This is a genomic window from uncultured Cytophaga sp. (genome assembly GCF_937863595.1).
Lineage (GTDB): Bacteria > Bacteroidota > Bacteroidia > Cytophagales > Cytophagaceae > Cytophaga.
This window is the reverse complement of record NZ_CALMGQ010000130.1, coordinates 1-18,766: the sequence shown is the minus strand read 5'-3', so window position 1 is coordinate 18,766 and position 18,766 is coordinate 1. Positions and strand designations below refer to the sequence as shown.

The window sequence follows — 18,766 nt, the reverse complement described above, 5'->3', positions numbered from 1 at the left end:
AAGAACGGCCACGCTAACATTTGATTAGAATAAGAGGAAATATCAATAATATAATCTACCATTTGGTAGATTTAGACTGCTCTAGAAACATAAATTTTGCACGTATCAAGACAAAATAAAATGAGTAAAGTAATTTTAATTGCAGGAGCAACAGGGAATTTAGGAAATAAAATTGTCGATGAATTGTTGAAACTTAACACAATTGTTAAAGTATTAGTAAGAAGTCAAACGGACGAAAAAAAAATACAAAATTTGGCTTCAAAAAATGTAGAAATCTACAAAGTTGACGTTTATACAATTGAAGAAATTGCATTGGTTTGCAAAGGCGTTGACTGTGTTGTTTCAGTTTTAGCAGGTTTTGAAGACACTATTGTTGACACACAAAAAATACTTGTACAAGCTGCTATAAAAGCCAAGGTCCCACGATTTATACCCAGCGACTTTTCTACAGATTTCAGAAATCTGATTTATGGCAAAAATCGCAACCTTGACTTTCGTAAAAAGTTTCATGATTATTTAAATCAGCAACCCATACAATCTACGAGCATTTTTAACGGAGCATTTATGGAGCTGACCACAGGCGATATGCCTCTCATTTTATTTGGAAAGAATAAAATTTTATGTTGGGGAGATAAAAATATCAAAATGGACTTGACAACAACGTATAACGTTGCCCAATACACTGCGCATGCTGCATTGGACGAAACAGCTCCTCGTTATCTCAGTATTGCAGGAGAAAGTGTTTCATGTGCAGACGTGGCAGATATTATGACTCACCTTACTGACTCCCCGTACAAAATTTTCAAGCCAGGCGGCATTGGTTTATTCAATGTTATTATTTCAATTACCAAGTTTTTTGATTTTTCTAAAAATGAATTATATCCTGCATGGCAAGGAATGCAATATATGAGAGATATGATGGAAGGGAAGGCTGAAATAAACAAACACGACAATGATAGATACCCTGTTGCTTGGACAAGATTAAGAGAGTATATAAACTCTGAAAGAAATTTTCGTTCATACTAACAAAAAGGCAGCACACACATAGAATTTAAATCATACGGGTTTCAGTGCAATTTTGAAGTTCAGTGCTAGCTTGCAAGGGTGGTAAAGGTGTATAATGAAGTGTTCACGAATTCCAGAAAGTACAAAAGAATAAATTATGGTCTTCCGAATACGACGTTCATGCATAGTTTTCAAACTACTTTATGCTGCAATTTTGGAAACATTGTTGTGATGACGATAAGGAAAGGCGAGTAAAAAGATACGTGTAGGTGTGCGATGTAGAGCTGATCCCGATACCTATAGGGATAAACCACCTACTAAGCCTCGTTAGGTATTATAAACAAGAAGTACCTGCTAAAAAAAAAATAGGAAGTTATGCCTAAATTTCCTTGCATGATTCGATTAATATTCAAGCTAAAAAAGACGACAATGAACAAACAGACAATCATAATAAACGGTGACAATTTTTCAGACTCGGAAAGTTTCTATTGTGAAATAGACAGAGTATTGACAAAAGATATTGATTGGAAAACGGGACATAATTTAAATGCATTAAACGATTTGCTTCGTGGTGGATTTGGTGTTTATGAATACGAAGAACCTGTAAAAATTATTTGGATAAACTACTCTGAGAGTATTAAAAGATTAGGATTTGAATTTTCAGATGCCTTACTTGAAATAATTACAGATCATCAGCATATTGAATTTGAAACAAAAGACTAAAAGATTTTATGTCTCTTATACATGTAAACTTAAAGTTGGGTAATTGGGAGTTTCAGAAAGCTTTGATTTTAATGCTTGCGATAGCGCATTTTTATAAAATAGAGTTATCATCAATTGACTGACAAAATAAATCCCTCGAAATTAAAAGAATGGTAAAAACAATGGAAGAAATGTTGATTTTCGATTTTGGTTATCGCTTTGCACATGTGTGAATTGTGTAGATTTTTTTACTAAAGGTGTAAGTCTTACTCCACTAAAAATTCTCAACTTGGTGTTGTTAAATAAAAAAGATGACAGAGCATTATTGTTTCAATAAATTAAAATAAAATGAAGAAGTATTTAATCATATTAAGTGTGTTTGCTTTTGTTGCCTGCAACAAATCTAACACTGATACTGCGAACACCGAAAATGATGTTCGTCAAAGAACAATAGATTCAATGGACGCTGTAAATAATGCATCAAAACAGCAGGAAGTTCATTCTTCCGAAATTCATCATTCAAGCACTACAAACGGATCTTCTTCTAACACGAACAATAATGCTACGAATGACACTAAAACCACTGAACCTGCTAAAAGAAAAGGCATGAGCAATACTACAAAAGGAGCTCTTATTGGAACTGGAGTTGGTATTGTAGGAGGAGCGTTAACTGGCGCAGCTGCAAGTGAAGACAAAGGGAAAGGTGCTGTTATTGGTGGTGTTGTAGGTGGTGCTGCAGGATCTAGTGTTGGTTATGGTATTGGTGCCAAAAAAGACAAAGACCTGAAAGACGCTAATAAATAATTGATTCTTTAAATTAAACAGTAACATTATAATTACGTATAAGTCTGCCTTGCCCTTGTTATGAACAAGTGTAAGGCAGATTTTTTATATGTATCAGATTTCTAATTTATTTTTAGTAAAAGGCAACCCATAATTAATCTGATTCTTTTTGACTTTTTTAGTAAGACATTAAGATTGTGGAACAATACAACCTGTGCATCCTTATAAATTGATGGGTGAAGTACAAAAGTTGAAAAGATGACGAACATCATGCTTATTCATTCACTAAATCAAATATATATACAACAATAGATACAGGTTATTACACACTTCTTTAATACCTAATAGGTGCTGTATTTCTTAGCGCAACTATAAAATGTAAGTCCTTGGTGATTTAATGTGGATTGAAAAAGCTTCAAATCATTACCTTTACATCAAAAACAACATCGTATTAACTAATTTGTGCCAATGATTGCAACGAATTTTAACATACAAGGATTAACGGATGAACAGGTTCTGCTTTCAAGAAAAAAGTATGGCCAAAATAAATTCGACTATAAAAAAGAAAATGTGGTGCTTGATGCCATAATAAATTTGATAAAAGAGCCAATGATAATTTTATTATTTATTGCAGCTCTTATCTATTTTATAAGTGGAGAAGTGGGAGATGGTATTTTTCTTTCAGCAGCTATTATGATTGTTTCTCTAATCACTCTTTTTCAAGAATCAAGAAGTCGCAATGCCTTACAAAAGTTAAAGGAACTGTCACAGCCCAATTGTACTGTAATTCGTAATGGTAAAACAGAAACCATTAAAAGTATTGATTTAGTAATAGGAGATAATTTAATTGTTGAAGAAGGTACTTCGATTACAGCCGATGGTGTCATTATTCATTCCAATGATTTTTCTGTAAATGAATCCATTCTTACTGGGGAATCTTTTTCTGTGTTCAAAGATAAATCAAAAGAGGATAATTTCATTTATACAGGCACAACTGTTTCTAGCGGTTTGGCAATTATTACCATTACGCATATTGGGAACGAAACAAGATTAGGAAAAATTGGCAAAAGCCTAGAGGGTATCAAAGAAGAAAAAACGCCATTAGAATTACAAATTAATAATTTTGTTAAGAAGTTGGTTCTTGCTGGAGCACTTGTTTTCCTTGTCGTGTGGGCGATTAATTACGTTCATTCCAATGATTTATTAGACTCATTGCTTAAGGCGCTTACCTTAGCAATGAGTATCTTGCCAGAAGAAATCCCAATGGCATTTGCAACATTCATGGCAATAGGTGCGTGGCGTTTAATGAAGATGGGGGTTATTGTAAAACAAATGAAAACAGTAGAAACACTTGGTTCTGCAACGGTTATTTGTACAGATAAAACAGGGACGATTACAGAGAATAAAATGACATTGGCAAAAGTGTTTTCGTTGACTTCGAACAGAATCACGAATCCTTCTGAAACCAATGACGATGAGCAGGAATTAATACGGATTGCTATGTGGGCAAGTGAACCTATTCCGTTTGATCCCATGGAGGTTTCTTTACACAGTGCGTACACTGATTTATATAAGGATGATGAACGACCGAACTTTAAATTAATCCATGAGTACCCCTTAGATGGGAAGCCTCCCATGATGACACATATTTTTGAAAATAGTTCGGGTAAAAGAATCATTGCAGCTAAAGGTGCTCCCGAAGCATTGATGCAGGTATCTAATCTGTCATCAGAGCAAAGAAGCGAAATCGAAAAAGCGATACAAACCATAACAGAGGATGGGTACAGGGTATTAGGTGTTGGTCTAAGTAATTATAGTGGTACGTACTTTCCGGACACTCAGCAAGAATTTAAATTTGATTTTAAAGGGATTGTAGCATTTTATGATCCGCCAAAAGAGAATATTGAAGCTGTTTTAAATCAATTTTACACTGCAGGGATATCTGTAAAAATAATTACGGGCGACAATGCAGAAACAACCACTGCCATTGCAAGAAAGGTTGCATTTAGAGGGGTAGAGAATAGTTTATCAGGTGATCAATTGATGTTATTGACGGATGAAGAATTACAGGGTAGAGTAGCAGAGACGAATATATATACGCGCATGTTTCCAGAAGCGAAACTGAGAATCATTAATGCACTAAAAGCCAATAAGCAAATTGTTGCGATGACAGGCGATGGTGTGAATGATGGTCCGGCCTTGAAAGCGGCTCATATTGGTATTGCTATGGGTAAAAAGGGAACTGAAATTGCGAAACGTGCAGCATCTTTAATTTTAGTGGACGATGATTTATCTAAAATGGTAGATGCCGTAGCAATGGGTAGAAGAATTTATACCAATTTAAAAAAAGCAATTCGGTATATTATTTCCATACACATTCCTATTATCCTAACCGTATTTCTTCCACTCGTATTTGGGTGGATATACCCAAACATACTTTCTCCGGTGCATATTATTTTTCTAGAATTAATAATGGGGCCGACCTGTTCTATTATTTTTGAAAATGAACCGATGGAGAAAAATACCTTGTCTCAAAAACCACGTTCCTTAACAGCTTCTTTTTTTAATTGGAAAGAACTTGCAACCAGTGTTATTCAAGGGTTGGTTATAACAGCAGGTACATTATTTGTATATCAATATGCCGTATTACAAGGCTTTAATGAGGCATGCACCCGAACAATGGTATTTACGGTATTGATATCTGCAAATGTATTTTTAACGCTGGTGAATCGTTCTTTTTATTATTCTATTCTTACAACGTTGCAGTATAAAAATAATTCGTTGTTGCTTATGATGGGTATCACAATAAGTATAACAACGCTATTATTATTTGTAGCTCCCTTGACTACTTTTTTTGAGTTTGAACATATTTCTATTTCGAACCTGCTTATATGTATTGGGGTAGGTTTTGTTGCAGTTGTTTGGTATGAATGTGTAAAGATATTCAAGAGACTTAAAGGAACGAAAAAATCATAAGGCAAAAGTCTTGAATCGTTTACAATGGTAGTAATGATGGCTGATATGGATTATAACTATGCAACGGGATGCTTTAAAAGTACGTAAACAGAATACCGTAATTTTTGCATTGGTTTGCAAATACATAAATTGCAATTTAGAATATCGGACATTAATAAATTATAAATAGAAATGCCCAACACAACAACTGAATTTTATCTACCTTCTGGCATCAGCTATGCTGTCCAGTTAATATCATTCGAAGAGAAGAATGAAACGCTCGTAGCAACAATAGAAGTAAGTCCTGAAGTGTGGGATACGATCGATATGGTGATGCTGTTTAATTTAACCTGGGAGAATCGAAATCCAGGTTCGGTAAGTGGAACTAAGCCTCTTCAAATTGAAATGTTTTATAGTGCAGATCTATATGCTGAATTTAAAAAATCGAATCTGTTGATAATGGATTCAAAGGTATTTTTGGAAGCCAGTAAAGAAGATCCGATAAAAAGCACTAAAAACTGGTTCATTACGCAGGTTACAGAAGAGGTAGAGTTGCCAGAGGGATTAAAGGAAATGGGAAGTCTTCGCGAAGGGTTTACTACAACGTGGAAAAAGTAACAGGTACTATTCAAGAAAATATTTGAATAAATTGAATGATATATTCAAAAAACAGGTACTTTAAAATGCGACCTTAAAAATTTATGCATGAAGCTAAGGTTTATATACCATTTTTGCTTGCCGTATTAGTTCTATGCGCTTCAAATCGAACAACAGAAATCAAATGTGTTCTTATTGCAGGATAAGGAACGTTCATAAACGAAAACAATAGCACATATTTTCAAGTTCCTGTAACACTAAGGAGTCAGTCAAAGGATACTGTAAGATATAGCAGTATGTCATGTTCTTGGGAAGATTTGTATCTGGTAAATAATACACGTATAAGAATTGAGGAATCTAATTGTGATAAAAATGTACCAATTATAGTTTTGCTGTTGCCATGCCAATCGAATCAAGTACTTCTTAAGTTACATATTCCAACGTCTATGAATACAAAAAATCTGACCATTAAAACCGGTTTTAATTTGATTGAAATAGTCAAGGGACAAACTATCGCAAAGGTACTTCAATCGGAAATGAAGAAAAATAGTATTTGGTCGAATACTATTTCAATTGAATAATTTCGCCGTGGCTGAGGCTGTAAAATAAACTGTGTCTTTTCGACCAACCACCAGCACTACATTAAATTTACTTATAGTACTTCCTGCTTAATATCATTTCTTCAACCTCTTTATGTACGAGGTATCTGATCGATTTATCTTCTTTAATACACGTTCGTATATACGTTGCAGAAATTTCTAATAAAGGAGCTTTAATACATTTTACGTTGGAATACATTTTTAATTCACTCTCTTGTGCGTCTGGTCTAGGGTAAACGTATAATTCAAAATGCTCTAAAATACGCTCGTAATTTTTCCAATTTTTAAATTGTACGAGGTTGTCTTCCCCTATGATTAATACAAACGTGTGTTGCGGGTATGTATCGCTTATATAGGTAAGCGTGTCGATGGTATAGCTTGGCTTTGGTAAATTAAATTCAATGTCGCTCGCTCTAAATTTAGGGTTATCATTGATTGCCGCAGTAACCATATCAAGCCGGTCAAATTCATGCAATAAAGATTGGTTCTTTTTAAATGGATTTTGTGGACTAACAACATACCACAATTCTTCTAAATCAGTCGTCTCAACCATTGCATTGCCAATGATTAAGTGTCCAATGTGTATGGGATTAAATGAACCAAAGAATAAACCAATTTTCATGTGTATTTACCTACGGGGTACCTATGTATGCAATAGGTATTGATATCTGTTAATAAAAGGCTACGGTATAAATACCAATCAAGAGTTTTAGAGCGAAATTACTTCGCTAAAAATACATCAACGATCATATGTGTTTTTTTGAATGTATCTTCCAATTGATCATTCAGCAATACTACATCAAACTTGTCTTCGAAAGATGCTTCGTATTTCATTTTTTCTAAACGTGTTTTTAAGCTTTCTTCAGATTCTGTATTGCGTGCAATTAATCTTTTTTCTAATTCTTCCATAGAAGGCACTTTTACAAAGATGGAAAGTGCTTTATCTCCGAATTGTTGCTTTAGACTTAATCCGCCTTTTACATCTACATCAAAAATAACATGCTTGCCCATGTCCCAAATACGTTGTACTTCCGAACGTAAGGTTCCATAATATCTTCCAGGATAAACTTCTTCCCATTCAACAAATTCATCGTTTTCTATGCGTCTTTCAAATTCTTCCACAGGTAAAAAATAATAATCTTTACCGTTGGCTTCCTTACTTTCGCGCATTTCACGCGTACAAGCAGAGATTGAAAATCCGATGCGTGGATCTGTTTTTAATAAATGTTGAACGATCGTTGTTTTACCAGAGCCGGATGGGGCAGAAAAAATGAATAATTTGCCTTCCATATATTATTTGCAGTTTTTATTGATATTACCTCTGATATTTTCTATCAAAGAAGCTGGTACAGGGCGTTGTTCCAACTTATGTTTAATGACTTCTTTAACAGATTTTTCGATATTATAATGATCGAAGCATGGCGCACATTCGTGTATGTGTTTTTGAAGATGTTCTATTTCAGCCGTGCTGGCTTCTCCATCTAATACTAAATTAAGCTTACACAAGCAATCCTTACAACAATAGCGTTGTTGGGCTTTCTTGCCCACGAGTTTGTTTACAACCTCCTTAATGAAATCAATCATGCAGCTTAATCGTTTTTCTTTCTTTGATCCTTATAGCCCATAGATTGGGCATATTCGTTTAATTTTTCTTTTAACACATTACGGGCTCTGTGCAAGCGAGAGCGAACAGTACCGATGGGAATGTCTAGTATCTTAGCCATTTCTTCGTAGGTAAACCCTTCTAAATCACACAAAATTATGATCGTTCTGAAATCTACATCCAAGGCATTTAATGCATTGGCAACTTCATCACCTATCATATTGTTCAATGAATCTACACGTAAATCGCTCGTAATAGTTTCATTTACATCGTCTGAATTGTAATAAGATTCAACTTCTTGGTAATCGACTTTATTGGGCTCTTTTGTCTTGCGTCGATATTCGTTAATAAATGTGTTTTTTAGGATTCTAAACATCCAAGCTTTGGCATTAGTTCCCTTCTCGTATGAATCAAAAAAACGATATGCTTTCAAATAAGTTTCTTGTACTAAATCATTTGCATCGTCTTCATCAAAGGTTAATCGGTAACCAAAGTTGTATAACGGTCCAATGAGGTGCATGAATTCCTTCTCAAAAAGGCTGTCCTTTTCTTCCTTACTTTTATAGGTTGTTTTAGAATTTTGCTCCTCCATTAATCAATAATGTCTATATTTACAGACTTTTTGGTATTGTTATGATACCAAAGATACACTTTTTTGTCAATTTGTGTCATAAATGCATGAGGTCTTTTACATGAAATTACTAGTCGAAAATACGTCTAATCCTACCTTATTAAATCGCTGGTTTATAGCATCTGCTTGTATTGCTTTAATCGGAATCTTTTTTTCTAGAGCAATGATTAGTATTGGTATGATTGGCATTATTCTAATCTATGTGTTAAATCAAGGTTGGAAAATTAATTTTTTGAATCATTCAGGTAATAGGGTGCTTCTGTTTCTTGCACCTATTCTTATAATCTACCTTATCGGGGGGGTGTGGACGGAAGATTATGAATATTGGGGCGAACGCATACAAGTAAAAATTCCATTGTTGTTTTTGCCCTTAGGTTTTATTGCAGTAAAGGATGTGTTAAAACGTGAATCTGTTGATCTTGTTATTTTGTTATTTATAGCACTGTGTGCTGCTACGGCTTTAGGCAGTTTTATCTATTACCTCTTACATTACGCAGAGATTACAGAGTCTTACAAACATGCCAAAACTATTCCTACAATCATTGAGCATATTCGTTATAGTTTATTGCTTTCAATTGCATGTTTTGCATCTGCTCAAGCGTATTTTCAATCGACTATTCTTAAAACCAATCTGCAAAAGCGTTTCATTGCAGGCTTAGGGATTTTTATATTTGTATTTTTACATATCCTTTCTATCAGAAGTGGTTTGCTTGCTTTGTATGCAACAATTTTTGTTTGGATTTTAATTAAAGTGATCCAAAATGGGAATAAAAATCTGCTTGGTTTAATACCCGTTTTTTTTGCATTTCTATTCGCGATGTATTGGTTTGTACCTTCCTTACATAATAAGGTGAATTATATGGTGCGCGACATCAATCAATTTGCTACTGGCAAAAGTGTCAATAATTATTCAGACGGCAATCGCTTGTTGTCAATGAAAATAGGCGTTCAAGTTGGTATGCAATCTCCATGGTTTGGTGTAGGAAGTGGAGATGTACAGCAAGCGATGAATCAGGTTTACAAAAACGAATATCCAGATATTACACCTAATAACTGGTTGATTCCCCACAATCAATTTGTTTATGTATTTAGCGCCTTGGGTTTATTTGGGTTGATTGTCTTTTTAGGTTGTCTGACATTTCCATTATTCAATAAAGCTGTAATGACTGATGTGTTCTGTGTTGCTGTATTGGTAGGTGTATATACTTCATTCTTATCCGAAGCTACTTTAGAGGTGCAGCAGGGTATTGTATTGGCGAGTTTGCTTTTTAGCATTGCATATATTCGTGTTTGTTCTAAAATATAATCTATGATTTTGTTTATTGTACTTAGCGTAATTTTTGTTTTGGTGTGTATGTTTCACAATCAAGGGGTTCCTATTTGGTTGTTTCATCAAGTAAATGATACTACATCCAATACAAAATCAGAAACCTTAGATGCTTTTTTTTCTTTTTTATCTGAAAAAAAATACCATACGCACACACTAAAAGAAATAGATATTTTATTTAAAGCTGGGAAGAAGCTTCCTGGCAAATCGGTTGTATTAACTTTTGATGATGGATATTATGATAATTACGGCATCGTTTTTCCACTTCTTAAAAAATACAATTTGAAAGCTATTTTTTTTGTAAACACCTTATTTATCAAAGAGAAAGCAGAACGACCTCTGGTGCAGATCCAACATTCAGATGCATTGAACGCACAGTTGATTTCTAATTATTTTAAAGGACAGGATGCAACAAGCAGTCAATATATTTCTTGGGAAGAGATAAACGAAATGGAGGCTTCTGGTTTGGTAGACATTCAATGCCATTCGCACAGGCACGGCATGGTGTTTTCAAATACCGATTTTAAAAATAGCGTTTCTTCCAATGGTGTTTCTTCAGGGGATTATTTTGTGCTCGATGGTGATCCAGAAGAAGGTTTTCCTTTATTTAAAATGCGTGGCGAACTCACTGCGCAAGGGTATAAAATAGATAGGGAAGGGAAAGTGCTATTTAAAGAATATGCACTGAAAAATAACTTGCAAGAATTGTCAAAAAAGAAACGCATTGAATTAGGGAAGCAATTTTTTACAGAAACATTTATAGGTACGCACATTCAGAAGTATACGGAACTTCAATTCGAAGATCGAGTAAAACGTGAGATGAATGAAAATAAATCTCAAATTGAAGCACATATACCGAACAAAAAGGCAATCGGTTTTGCTTGGCCATACGGACATCAATCACAGATATCTATTCCATGGATGAAAAGTTTGGGTATACAGTATTTCTTTACCTGTAAAAAAGGAACAAATGCACGCAGTTTTAAAAAGGAATTTATTTATCGAATGGAATTGCGAAAAGTAACGAGCGCGAGATTGATTTTTTTAACAAAGTTAAACTCAAACTTTGCGCTGGGTTGGATGTATCGTTGGTTGAGTTAGTCTAAAAAATAATTCCGCGTATTGTTGTTGAATGGATTCAGAAGATAATTGAGTCGTTGCAAATTCGAAGGCATTCGCAATCAATTGTTCGTTGGAATTAGACAAGCAGGATTGAATCTGCTCAAATAAATCTGTTGCATTTTCAGCCTTTGCTACATAGCCTCTATCAGTAACCAATTCGTTCAATCCACCTGCATCTGTACTTACCACGGGCACTTTATTTAAAAACGCATCGATTACACTGCTGCCAAATCCTTCATTTTTAGATGCCATTACAAATACATCAAATAGGGAATATAGTTCTTCAATTGCAGAAGTTTGTCCCATGAAAAAATAAACGGATTCCAAGTTTTTTTCAACTATCAATTGTTTTACTTGATCTAATAAGGAGCCGCTTCCAAAATGCATGAAAATAAAATCTGTTCGTTTGTTGTACAATTTTTCAATGGCTTCAACTAAGGTAAATGGATCTTTTTCGTCTTCTAATGCAGCAACCGTTGCGAGTATTTTTTTATTTGATTGCGCAAACGTTTTATATTCGTTTTGGATACGCATTGCGTTGGGTTGGATTAAAATGGATGCATCGTATATAACATCAATAGGTGTTGTAATACCAGTCTGCACAAGTCGGTTTTTAATGTAATGCGAAATGGTTGTTATATAGTCTGCTGCATTGTATTTCCATTTAGAAAAAAAAGATGTAGGTACTTTATAATGTCTTCTTGAAAATACCACCTTTGCAGCGGAAAAAGGTTTTGCCAGCGCACAAGGTGTTAAGGCTTTTGGAGTATGCGCATGGATAATGTTGTAGCGAAACCCTTTGAATACTAGAAATAAAAATAACTGAATATTGGAACGTATAGCGATGATAGGGATGTTTTTTGACGTTGCTTTTTGGTATAAGGCAGAATGCGTTTTGCAAGCCAAATGTACGGTATGTCCCTGCTGAATGAGTCCTTCCGCTGTTAGTAGCGTTTGTTTCTCGCCTCCGCGCCAATTTTTCTCGGTATTTATTTCTAAAATAACCATACTTATTTCTTGAGCAGCAAATGAAGCTTGCGGTATTTTTGTTTGGTGTAATTATAATTCAAACAAGCAATCTTAAATCCCATTGCACCATCTAAAATCCCCAACTTGAAAATATATTCTTTTATAAATGTAAACAGCGGACTCACATACATTTTGGTCCAAGAGGATTTTTTGCCTCGTTCTTTTAATCGAATGGCAAATAAATCGGTATACTTGGATGACTTACTTGTATAATCTTCAATGGAGTCGTAGGAATAATGATCAATGAAACCTGTTAAGGTAATAACCACTATGTCGTTTGTTAGAGATAAGGTTTCGTGCACTGCAAGTGTGTCCCATTGCACGTTTTTCTTGTTGAATAACCGAATATGAAATTGAGGGTTCCAACCGCCAAATCGTATTAGGGTATTGCAAAAATATGTTTTAAAAGGGATGCTGAATACCTGTTTTTCAGAAGGAGGGTTTAGATTTTTCAATTCCGCTAACAATGCTGGAGATACTACCTCGTCTGCATCGATAGATAAGATCCAATCGTATTTAGCATACGCATGACCTGTGTTTTTTTGTTTTCCATAGCCTTGCCATACTTGTTGAATAACTCTTGCACCAAGCTCTTTGCAAATTTCTACTGTATTGTCTGTACTGAAAGAATCAATTATAATAATATCATCCGTTAAGGAAGAAACTGCTTCGATTGTTTTTCGAATTTTATCTTCTTCATTAAAGGTAATGAGTATAACCGAAATGGGTGTCTTGCTTTTATACATGATTACTTAACCCATTTGTACAAAAGATAACTCCTGCATTTATTTTAGTATGCATAATGTTCGCATTGAATTGTACGTCATCTTCTTCATAATTTGCACCATGAAATAAGTGATACACGATGGCTTTAAACTTGATTGGATTAATTGTATAACCCAATTTTAGTAAACGCCATTCAATATCCGAATCTTCGCCTACGCCTGCTTTTTGATAGTCTTCGTCAAAGCCATTTATTTCTAAGAGTGCTTTTTTCTGAAGTGAAAAATTACAACCCAATAAACCCCGATTCTTTTTCTTTGGTATCCATGGGTAAGGGAAGTAAATGGATTCTTCCACATGTTTGGAATTGGATAGTACTAAATTCGAAAATGAAATGGACCGATATACATCTGTTTTTAATAACTTTTTTGTGAGCGATTCGGATAGCAACACCCGTCTGCCAGAGAGAACCCCTTTTTCTTCCGTGTTTAAATAATGTTCTTTCAAACATTCTTTATGTGGTATGCAATCTCCATCAAAAAAAACAAGCACATCTCCCTTTGACTGATGGATGGCTTCGTTTAAAATTCTATTTTTTCGAAAACCAATATCTTCTTGTTGTACAACTTTTATTGGAAAATTTATTTTCGAGCCAAGAGATTCAATAAAATTAAGCGTATTTGGGTCGTTATTGTCTTCTGCAATAAGTACTTCAAAATCTCTGAACGTTTGTAGGGCTAAGCCTTGTAGCACTAGGGATAGGAAGTCTAATTTTTTATAAAAACCAATAATTACAGATATTTTCATGGTACTTATGAACGTATTTTGTAGTTTTTATATTCGCCAACTCTCCAACCTGTATATTTTTCAATGACAGATTTGAATGTATTTTTTAACGAAAGATTTTTTTTGGATAAGTCGTATACGAATTTCCAATTTTGGTTTTTAACCCGATGTTGCATCACTGCCGGATGTGTACCTGTGAATTGCTTTAGCGATTTGATAAAAGAATAATCAAACATTTCAACTTCAGGAATGTTTGATTCTATCCACGTATCATTATGCCAAAGTTTGGAAAATGATTTTATTTTTTCTTTTTGAAAACTGGGGTTTTTTACCCAACCATAATGATAGATGTAAGCATTGATGAGTGCAACGTTTAATTTTTGATTGCTCTTTCTAAATCCTTGTGCATCTCTGTATGATCGTATTGTAGAGTCTTTTCGAATAATACGTATTTCTCTTCTATACCAATCTGGTGCATCTCCTAGATATTCATAGGATCCAAAAAAATGTTCGTATTTGAAAAGAAGTCCATCAATGTGTGATTTTTTCAAGTTATCTTCCATCGCTTTTTTAATCACTGGAAGATACTTTTCATGTACAACTTCATCGCCCTGAATGTAGAAGCACCAGTCAACGTCTTTAGAAATGGCATCCATTGCTTTATCCGTTTCAACTGCCAAAACTTTACCACCTTCTCGTAAGGTGTCATCCCAAATAGTATGGATGATTTTTATTTTTGGAGAATTAATAGCTGAAATAAGCGCCTGGGTTTCGTCATCTGAATTTCCAAGTGCTACTATAAATTCATCACAAATGGGCAATATAGAAGTGATCGCTTCTATAATTGGATAGTCATATTTAACTGCATTCCGAATAAAGGTAAAGCCTGCTACTTTCATAATTGCGAATATACTGCAAGATAATTAAAAGTAGGGAGAGTGCCCTTGTTTTACTTAAGTACTTGTGCTATAATCCGCTTTACGCTAAGAAAATTCTCCTAAGTCTTAACCATTTTTATTTTCGGGTATACTATGATACAATAATTGGTTGTGTATGATAACAAAATCTGTATGTTGTAATGAGCTTATATGTACTTTGTCTTCTTTGAAACAAATCGTAAGCTCTTTCCACGCGCAGTGTCTGTCGTGCTTTTCTAGAATTGTAAAATATAAAGCCTTGCAAAAGTTGTGTTTATGTGCACCACCAATTAAGGGGTGTATTACAATATCGGTTGGAGTAATCTCAATTTTTTTGGTTAAAATTAAATTGAGGCTTGACATAAGTAATATAATTCCCCAGATAATTAGTGCAGAACAATCAATGTAATTACAATTTGCAGTGGATGCTTTATAAAAAGCAATCATCATAAAAACAGAAACCGATATCAATAATAGGGATAAAATAATGGAAATGTGATATGCCCATGATGCACCTTGTCTTATTTTTTTTTGACAATTCAAAATTGTAGTCGTTACGATGACTAATAAAATAATTTGAATAAAGATGTTCGTTTCCATAGTGGTAATTGGTTAGGATTGTGAACAATAAATAAGTAACTGAAAATAAAATGTCTTTATTTCATTTAAAGATATTTTTGACTGGTTAATGGTAATTTGAAGTAAGTTTTAGTTGTATTACTGTTCTTTAATAAACGTTATCGTTGTTTTTTTGTTCAATAAATCTTATATTTTTTTGAAAATGTGGATTTTATGTAAAAAAATAATATAAAATGTATTGTGTAATTATTTTGTATTAAAGTGATAAAATGGTATTAAATAAAAAAACCTCCCAACTGGGAGGTTTTTTTATTTAATACTTCTGTAAAATTAGTATCTGTATTCGTCAGTTTTATACGGACCGTCAACAGTTACACCGATGTATTTAGCTTGATCAGCTGTAAGTACATCTAATTCTACGTTGATTTTATCTAAATGCAAACGAGCTACTTTCTCATCCAACGATTTAGGAAGCGTATACACTTTGTTTTCATACTTAGCTGCATTTTGCCATAATTCCAATTGTGCAATTACTTGGTTTGCAAATGAACTAGACATAACAAAAGAAGGGTGGCCTGTTGCGCAACCTAAATTTACCAATCTACCTTCTGCCAATATAATTACATCATGACCATCAATAGTGTAAATGTCTACTTGAGGTTTTACAGTCACTTTAGTTGAACCGTAATTTTTATTCAACCAAGCCATATCAATTTCATTATCAAAGTGGCCAATATTACAAACAATTGCTTTATCTCTCATAGATTTAAAGTGCTCGCCTGTGATGATGTTTTTATTGCCTGTTGCAGTCACAACAATATCCGCACGTTTAACGGCATCAATCATTTTCTTAACTTCATACCCATCCATTGCAGCTTGAAGTGCACAGATAGGGTCAATTTCAGTAACAATAACACGTGCACCTGCGCCTCTTAATGAAGCAGCAGAACCTTTTCCTACATCACCATAACCTGCTACAACGGCAACTTTACCAGCCATCATAACATCTGTAGCACGACGAATACTATCTACCAATGATTCTTTGCAACCATATTTGTTGTCAAATTTTGATTTTGTAACTGAATCGTTGATGTTGATCGCAGGCAATACCAATGTGCCATTACGTTCTCTGTCTTTCAATCTCAATACACCTGTAGTAGTCTCTTCAGAAATACCACGTATATCTTTAACCAATTCAGGGAAACGATCTAAAACCATGTTTGTTAAATCACCACCATCATCTAAGATCATGTTCAATGGTTTGCGATCTTCACCAAAGTATAATGTTTGTTCAATACACCAGTCAAATTCTTCTTCATTCATACCTTTCCAAGCAAAAACTGGGATACCTGCAGCAGCAATAGCAGCTGCAGCATGATCTTGTGTTGAAAAAATGTTGCATGAAGACCAAGTTACATCTGCACCAAGCTCTACTAATGTTTCAATTAAAACAGCCGTTTGGATTGTCATGTGTAAACAACCTGCTACACGTGCACCTTTTAACGGTTTTGATGGTCCAAATTCTTTACGAATAGACATCAAGCCAGGCATTTCTGCTTCTGCTAATTCAATTTCTTTTCTACCCCACGCTGCAAGTGAGATGTCTTTTACTTTGTATTTTTCAATTGTACTTATCATTGTGTTGTTATTTTCCATGATGAATTTGGTTACAAATATAATTCTTTAACCTTTGAAGTTCAAATGTTGTTTAAAACTCCATGAATTTAGTTTTTTATTCTAAAAAAATAATATTATAAAGATTATTTCACTGATTTAGTGTATTAAATCAATGATTTGTAGTTTTTATTTGTGATGCGTATTAGTGACATTCAATGTTGAATTGCTATAACGTCGATGTATTTCGAACAATCAATTTTTTATTTCAAATTGAACTTCTTTAAAATGATAGGCTTTTCGAATTCCAGATTCTTTCTCAATAATCAAACATCCATTTTCTTCTACATCTCGAATAAAACCTTTAAATACTTCTTCTTGATCTTTAAAGCTATTTTCTTCATTTAAACCAAACAATCGTTTTTTATATAGTTCAAATAAAACACTTTTTGATTGTGAAGAGAGTAATTCATAATAATATTCAAGTTGTTCTAGAAGTATATCAAAAACGGCTTGTAAATCTTGGTTCTTTTCGTTTTCTATAAATAGGGAAGTGGCTGTAGGTATTTGAAATATTTCTTGATTCACATTCAAACCAATACCTATTACAATGGAATGAATGCTATTTCCGCGTATCGTAGTTTCGATCAAAATCCCACTCGCTTTTTTATGTTCGATATAGACATCATTGGGCCATTTTACGCAGACGTTTTTGTCATTGTCTAAAAAAGATTCCAGGGTATCGGCAACTGCAAGGGATGAAATAATGTTCAAAAGAAAAGAATCGGCTACTAAAAGTGCTTTTGGAAAAAAAATTACACTAAATGTCAGATTTAAATTAGCTGAACTATACCACGTATTTCCGTGTTGTCCTTTGCCTGCTGTTTGGTCGTTTGTTATGACTGTCAGTCCATTAACTGCTTTCTCCGAACGAATCAATGCACTTGCTACTTCATTCGTAGAGTGACAGCTTGGCAGAAAGTGTATACTTTTGCCGATGAATTTTGTATTGGCTGAGTTATTGTACAATGAAATTGTTAATTTTAGGTAAATTTCGATAAATAGATTCAAAATATAGTGATTGACACAAAAAATAAAACAAAAAAAACATCTTTAGCAGATTTAATTGTTTTGGGCATGCAAGAAAAAAAGGCGCAAAACATTTCAATTATTGATTTGAGAAAGCTAAAAGAATCTGTAGCAGACTATTTCATTGTTTGTTCTGGAAATTCAGATACACAAGTCGACGCAATTCACGATTCTATTGATGAAGTTGTTTTCAAAGCAGATAAAATTCATCCTTGGAGAACAGAAGGTGCACAACAAAAAGAGTGGATCGTTGTTGATTATGGAGATGTTGTTGCACACATCTTTAGAAAAGACAGACGTCCTTTTTATAATTTGGAAGAATTATGGGGAGATGGTGTCATTACAAAAATTGAAAATTTAGACTAGTATTTGTTCGTAAAGGAAAGATAGATATGAGTATGCCAGAGGAAAATAATAAGAAGAGGAAAAATCCATTGCCGAATCCCGTACAAAAGACCAATTATCAAATTTTTTTAATAAGCGCCCTGTTGCTTTTAGTACTTGGTATCGCTTTATTTAGTAGTTCTGGAGACGTTCAAAAAATCCCGAAAAACAAATTCTTTGATATGGTATTGCAGCACGATGTGTCTAAAATTGTATTGGTAAACGACCGTATGGTTGAAATTACAATCAATAAAGAAGCATTGGATAGAGGCGATTATAAAAAGTATAAAAAAAAAAAAAAAAGCTTATTGTCAACCAATT

The 18,766-nt window shown here is 34.0% G+C and carries 20 protein-coding genes; 9 read left to right on the top strand and 11 right to left on the bottom strand.

The annotated features are described in order from the left end of the window. The first annotated feature begins 120 nt into the window (after nt 1–120). From Q0543_RS11370 to Q0543_RS11350, 5 genes are all read left to right on the top strand, one after another. Nucleotides 121–1,026 carry an NmrA family NAD(P)-binding protein gene (locus Q0543_RS11370; protein WP_299252885.1) on the top strand — a complete coding sequence of 302 codons (906 nt, stop codon included), beginning with the start codon at nt 121–123 and terminating at the stop codon, nt 1,024–1,026. A 408-nt stretch (nt 1,027–1,434) separates the two neighbouring features. Further along, entirely contained in the window at nt 1,435–1,728 is a 294-nt protein-coding gene (locus Q0543_RS11365; protein WP_299252882.1) for a barstar family protein, read from the top strand. Nucleotides 1,729–2,055: 327 nt separating this feature from the next. Next, nucleotides 2,056–2,511, top strand: a complete 456-nt coding sequence (locus Q0543_RS11360; RefSeq protein ID WP_299252879.1) for a YMGG-like glycine zipper-containing protein — start codon at nt 2,056–2,058, stop codon at nt 2,509–2,511. Nucleotides 2,512–2,958: 447 nt separating this feature from the next. Then, nucleotides 2,959–5,466 (top strand): cation-translocating P-type ATPase, encoded by a 2,508-nt coding sequence (locus tag Q0543_RS11355; protein WP_299252876.1) that lies wholly within the window; start codon nt 2,959–2,961, stop codon nt 5,464–5,466. 171 nt (nt 5,467–5,637) lie between these two features. After that, complete coding sequence (locus Q0543_RS11350; protein ID WP_299252873.1) at nt 5,638–6,063, top strand: hypothetical protein; 426 nt, start codon at nt 5,638–5,640, stop codon at nt 6,061–6,063. Nucleotides 6,064–6,690: 627 nt separating this feature from the next. Here the strand turns inward: Q0543_RS11350 and nadD are convergent. The 4 genes from nadD to Q0543_RS11330 all read right to left on the bottom strand — a co-directional run bounded on the left by nadD (nt 6,691) and on the right by Q0543_RS11330 (nt 8,836). Next, on the bottom strand, nt 6,691–7,263 hold the full coding sequence (gene nadD, locus Q0543_RS11345; RefSeq protein WP_299252870.1) for a nicotinate (nicotinamide) nucleotide adenylyltransferase: 573 nt from the start codon (nt 7,261–7,263) through the stop codon (nt 6,691–6,693). 98 nt (nt 7,264–7,361) lie between these two features. After that, complete coding sequence (gene gmk / locus Q0543_RS11340; protein WP_299252867.1) at nt 7,362–7,931, bottom strand: guanylate kinase; 570 nt, start codon at nt 7,929–7,931, stop codon at nt 7,362–7,364. Between the two features lie 3 nt (nt 7,932–7,934). Further along, nucleotides 7,935–8,225: a zf-HC2 domain-containing protein gene (locus tag Q0543_RS11335; protein ID WP_299252864.1), complete on the bottom strand. Its 291-nt coding sequence runs from the start codon at nt 8,223–8,225 to the stop codon at nt 7,935–7,937. Between the two features lie 5 nt (nt 8,226–8,230). Continuing rightward, nucleotides 8,231–8,836: a sigma-70 family RNA polymerase sigma factor gene (locus Q0543_RS11330; protein ID WP_299252861.1), complete on the bottom strand. Its 606-nt coding sequence runs from the start codon at nt 8,834–8,836 to the stop codon at nt 8,231–8,233. Between the two features lie 100 nt (nt 8,837–8,936). On the opposite strand from Q0543_RS11330, the gene Q0543_RS11325 reads away from it, so the two are divergent. Together Q0543_RS11325 and Q0543_RS11320 are read left to right on the top strand one after the other, a co-directional pair. Continuing rightward, on the top strand, nt 8,937–10,181 hold the full coding sequence (locus Q0543_RS11325; protein ID WP_299252858.1) for an O-antigen ligase family protein: 1,245 nt from the start codon (nt 8,937–8,939) through the stop codon (nt 10,179–10,181). Nucleotides 10,182–10,184: 3 nt separating this feature from the next. Then, complete coding sequence (locus tag Q0543_RS11320) at nt 10,185–11,303, top strand: polysaccharide deacetylase family protein (RefSeq protein WP_299252856.1); 1,119 nt, start codon at nt 10,185–10,187, stop codon at nt 11,301–11,303. On the opposite strand, the gene Q0543_RS11315 is transcribed toward Q0543_RS11320, so the two are convergent. From Q0543_RS11315 to Q0543_RS11285, 7 genes are all read right to left on the bottom strand, one after another. Then, a complete protein-coding gene (locus tag Q0543_RS11315) occupies nt 11,262–12,332 on the bottom strand; it encodes a glycosyltransferase (protein ID WP_299252854.1) in 1,071 nt (356 codons plus the stop codon). The genes Q0543_RS11320 and Q0543_RS11315 overlap by 42 nt on opposite strands. A 2-nt stretch (nt 12,333–12,334) precedes the next feature. After that, complete coding sequence (locus Q0543_RS11310) at nt 12,335–13,099, bottom strand: glycosyltransferase family 2 protein (RefSeq protein ID WP_299252851.1); 765 nt, start codon at nt 13,097–13,099, stop codon at nt 12,335–12,337. Next, entirely contained in the window at nt 13,092–13,883 is a 792-nt protein-coding gene (locus tag Q0543_RS11305) for a glycosyltransferase (RefSeq protein WP_299252848.1), read from the bottom strand. The genes Q0543_RS11310 and Q0543_RS11305 overlap by 8 nt, the downstream gene beginning before the upstream one ends. Nucleotides 13,884–13,888: 5 nt before the next feature. Next, nucleotides 13,889–14,761, bottom strand: coding sequence for a glycosyltransferase family 2 protein (locus Q0543_RS11300; RefSeq protein ID WP_299252845.1), 873 nt, complete (start codon nt 14,759–14,761; stop codon nt 13,889–13,891). A 105-nt stretch (nt 14,762–14,866) separates the two neighbouring features. Beyond that, on the bottom strand, nt 14,867–15,379 hold the full coding sequence (locus Q0543_RS11295) for a hypothetical protein (protein ID WP_299252842.1): 513 nt from the start codon (nt 15,377–15,379) through the stop codon (nt 14,867–14,869). A 309-nt stretch (nt 15,380–15,688) separates the two neighbouring features. Next, on the bottom strand, nt 15,689–16,996 hold the full coding sequence (gene ahcY, locus Q0543_RS11290; RefSeq protein ID WP_299252921.1) for an adenosylhomocysteinase: 1,308 nt from the start codon (nt 16,994–16,996) through the stop codon (nt 15,689–15,691). Nucleotides 16,997–17,227: 231 nt separating this feature from the next. Next, on the bottom strand, nt 17,228–18,043 hold the full coding sequence (locus Q0543_RS11285) for a biotin--[acetyl-CoA-carboxylase] ligase (protein ID WP_299252839.1): 816 nt from the start codon (nt 18,041–18,043) through the stop codon (nt 17,228–17,230). A 6-nt stretch (nt 18,044–18,049) separates the two neighbouring features. Between Q0543_RS11285 and rsfS the strand changes: the two genes are divergently transcribed. Both rsfS and Q0543_RS11275 read left to right on the top strand, forming a co-directional pair. Continuing rightward, nucleotides 18,050–18,427, top strand: a complete 378-nt coding sequence (gene rsfS / locus Q0543_RS11280; protein WP_299252836.1) for a ribosome silencing factor — start codon at nt 18,050–18,052, stop codon at nt 18,425–18,427. 26 nt (nt 18,428–18,453) lie between these two features. After that, nucleotides 18,454–18,766 (top strand): ATP-dependent metallopeptidase FtsH/Yme1/Tma family protein (locus Q0543_RS11275; protein ID WP_299252833.1); only part of this gene is annotated, 313 nt, incomplete at its 3' end.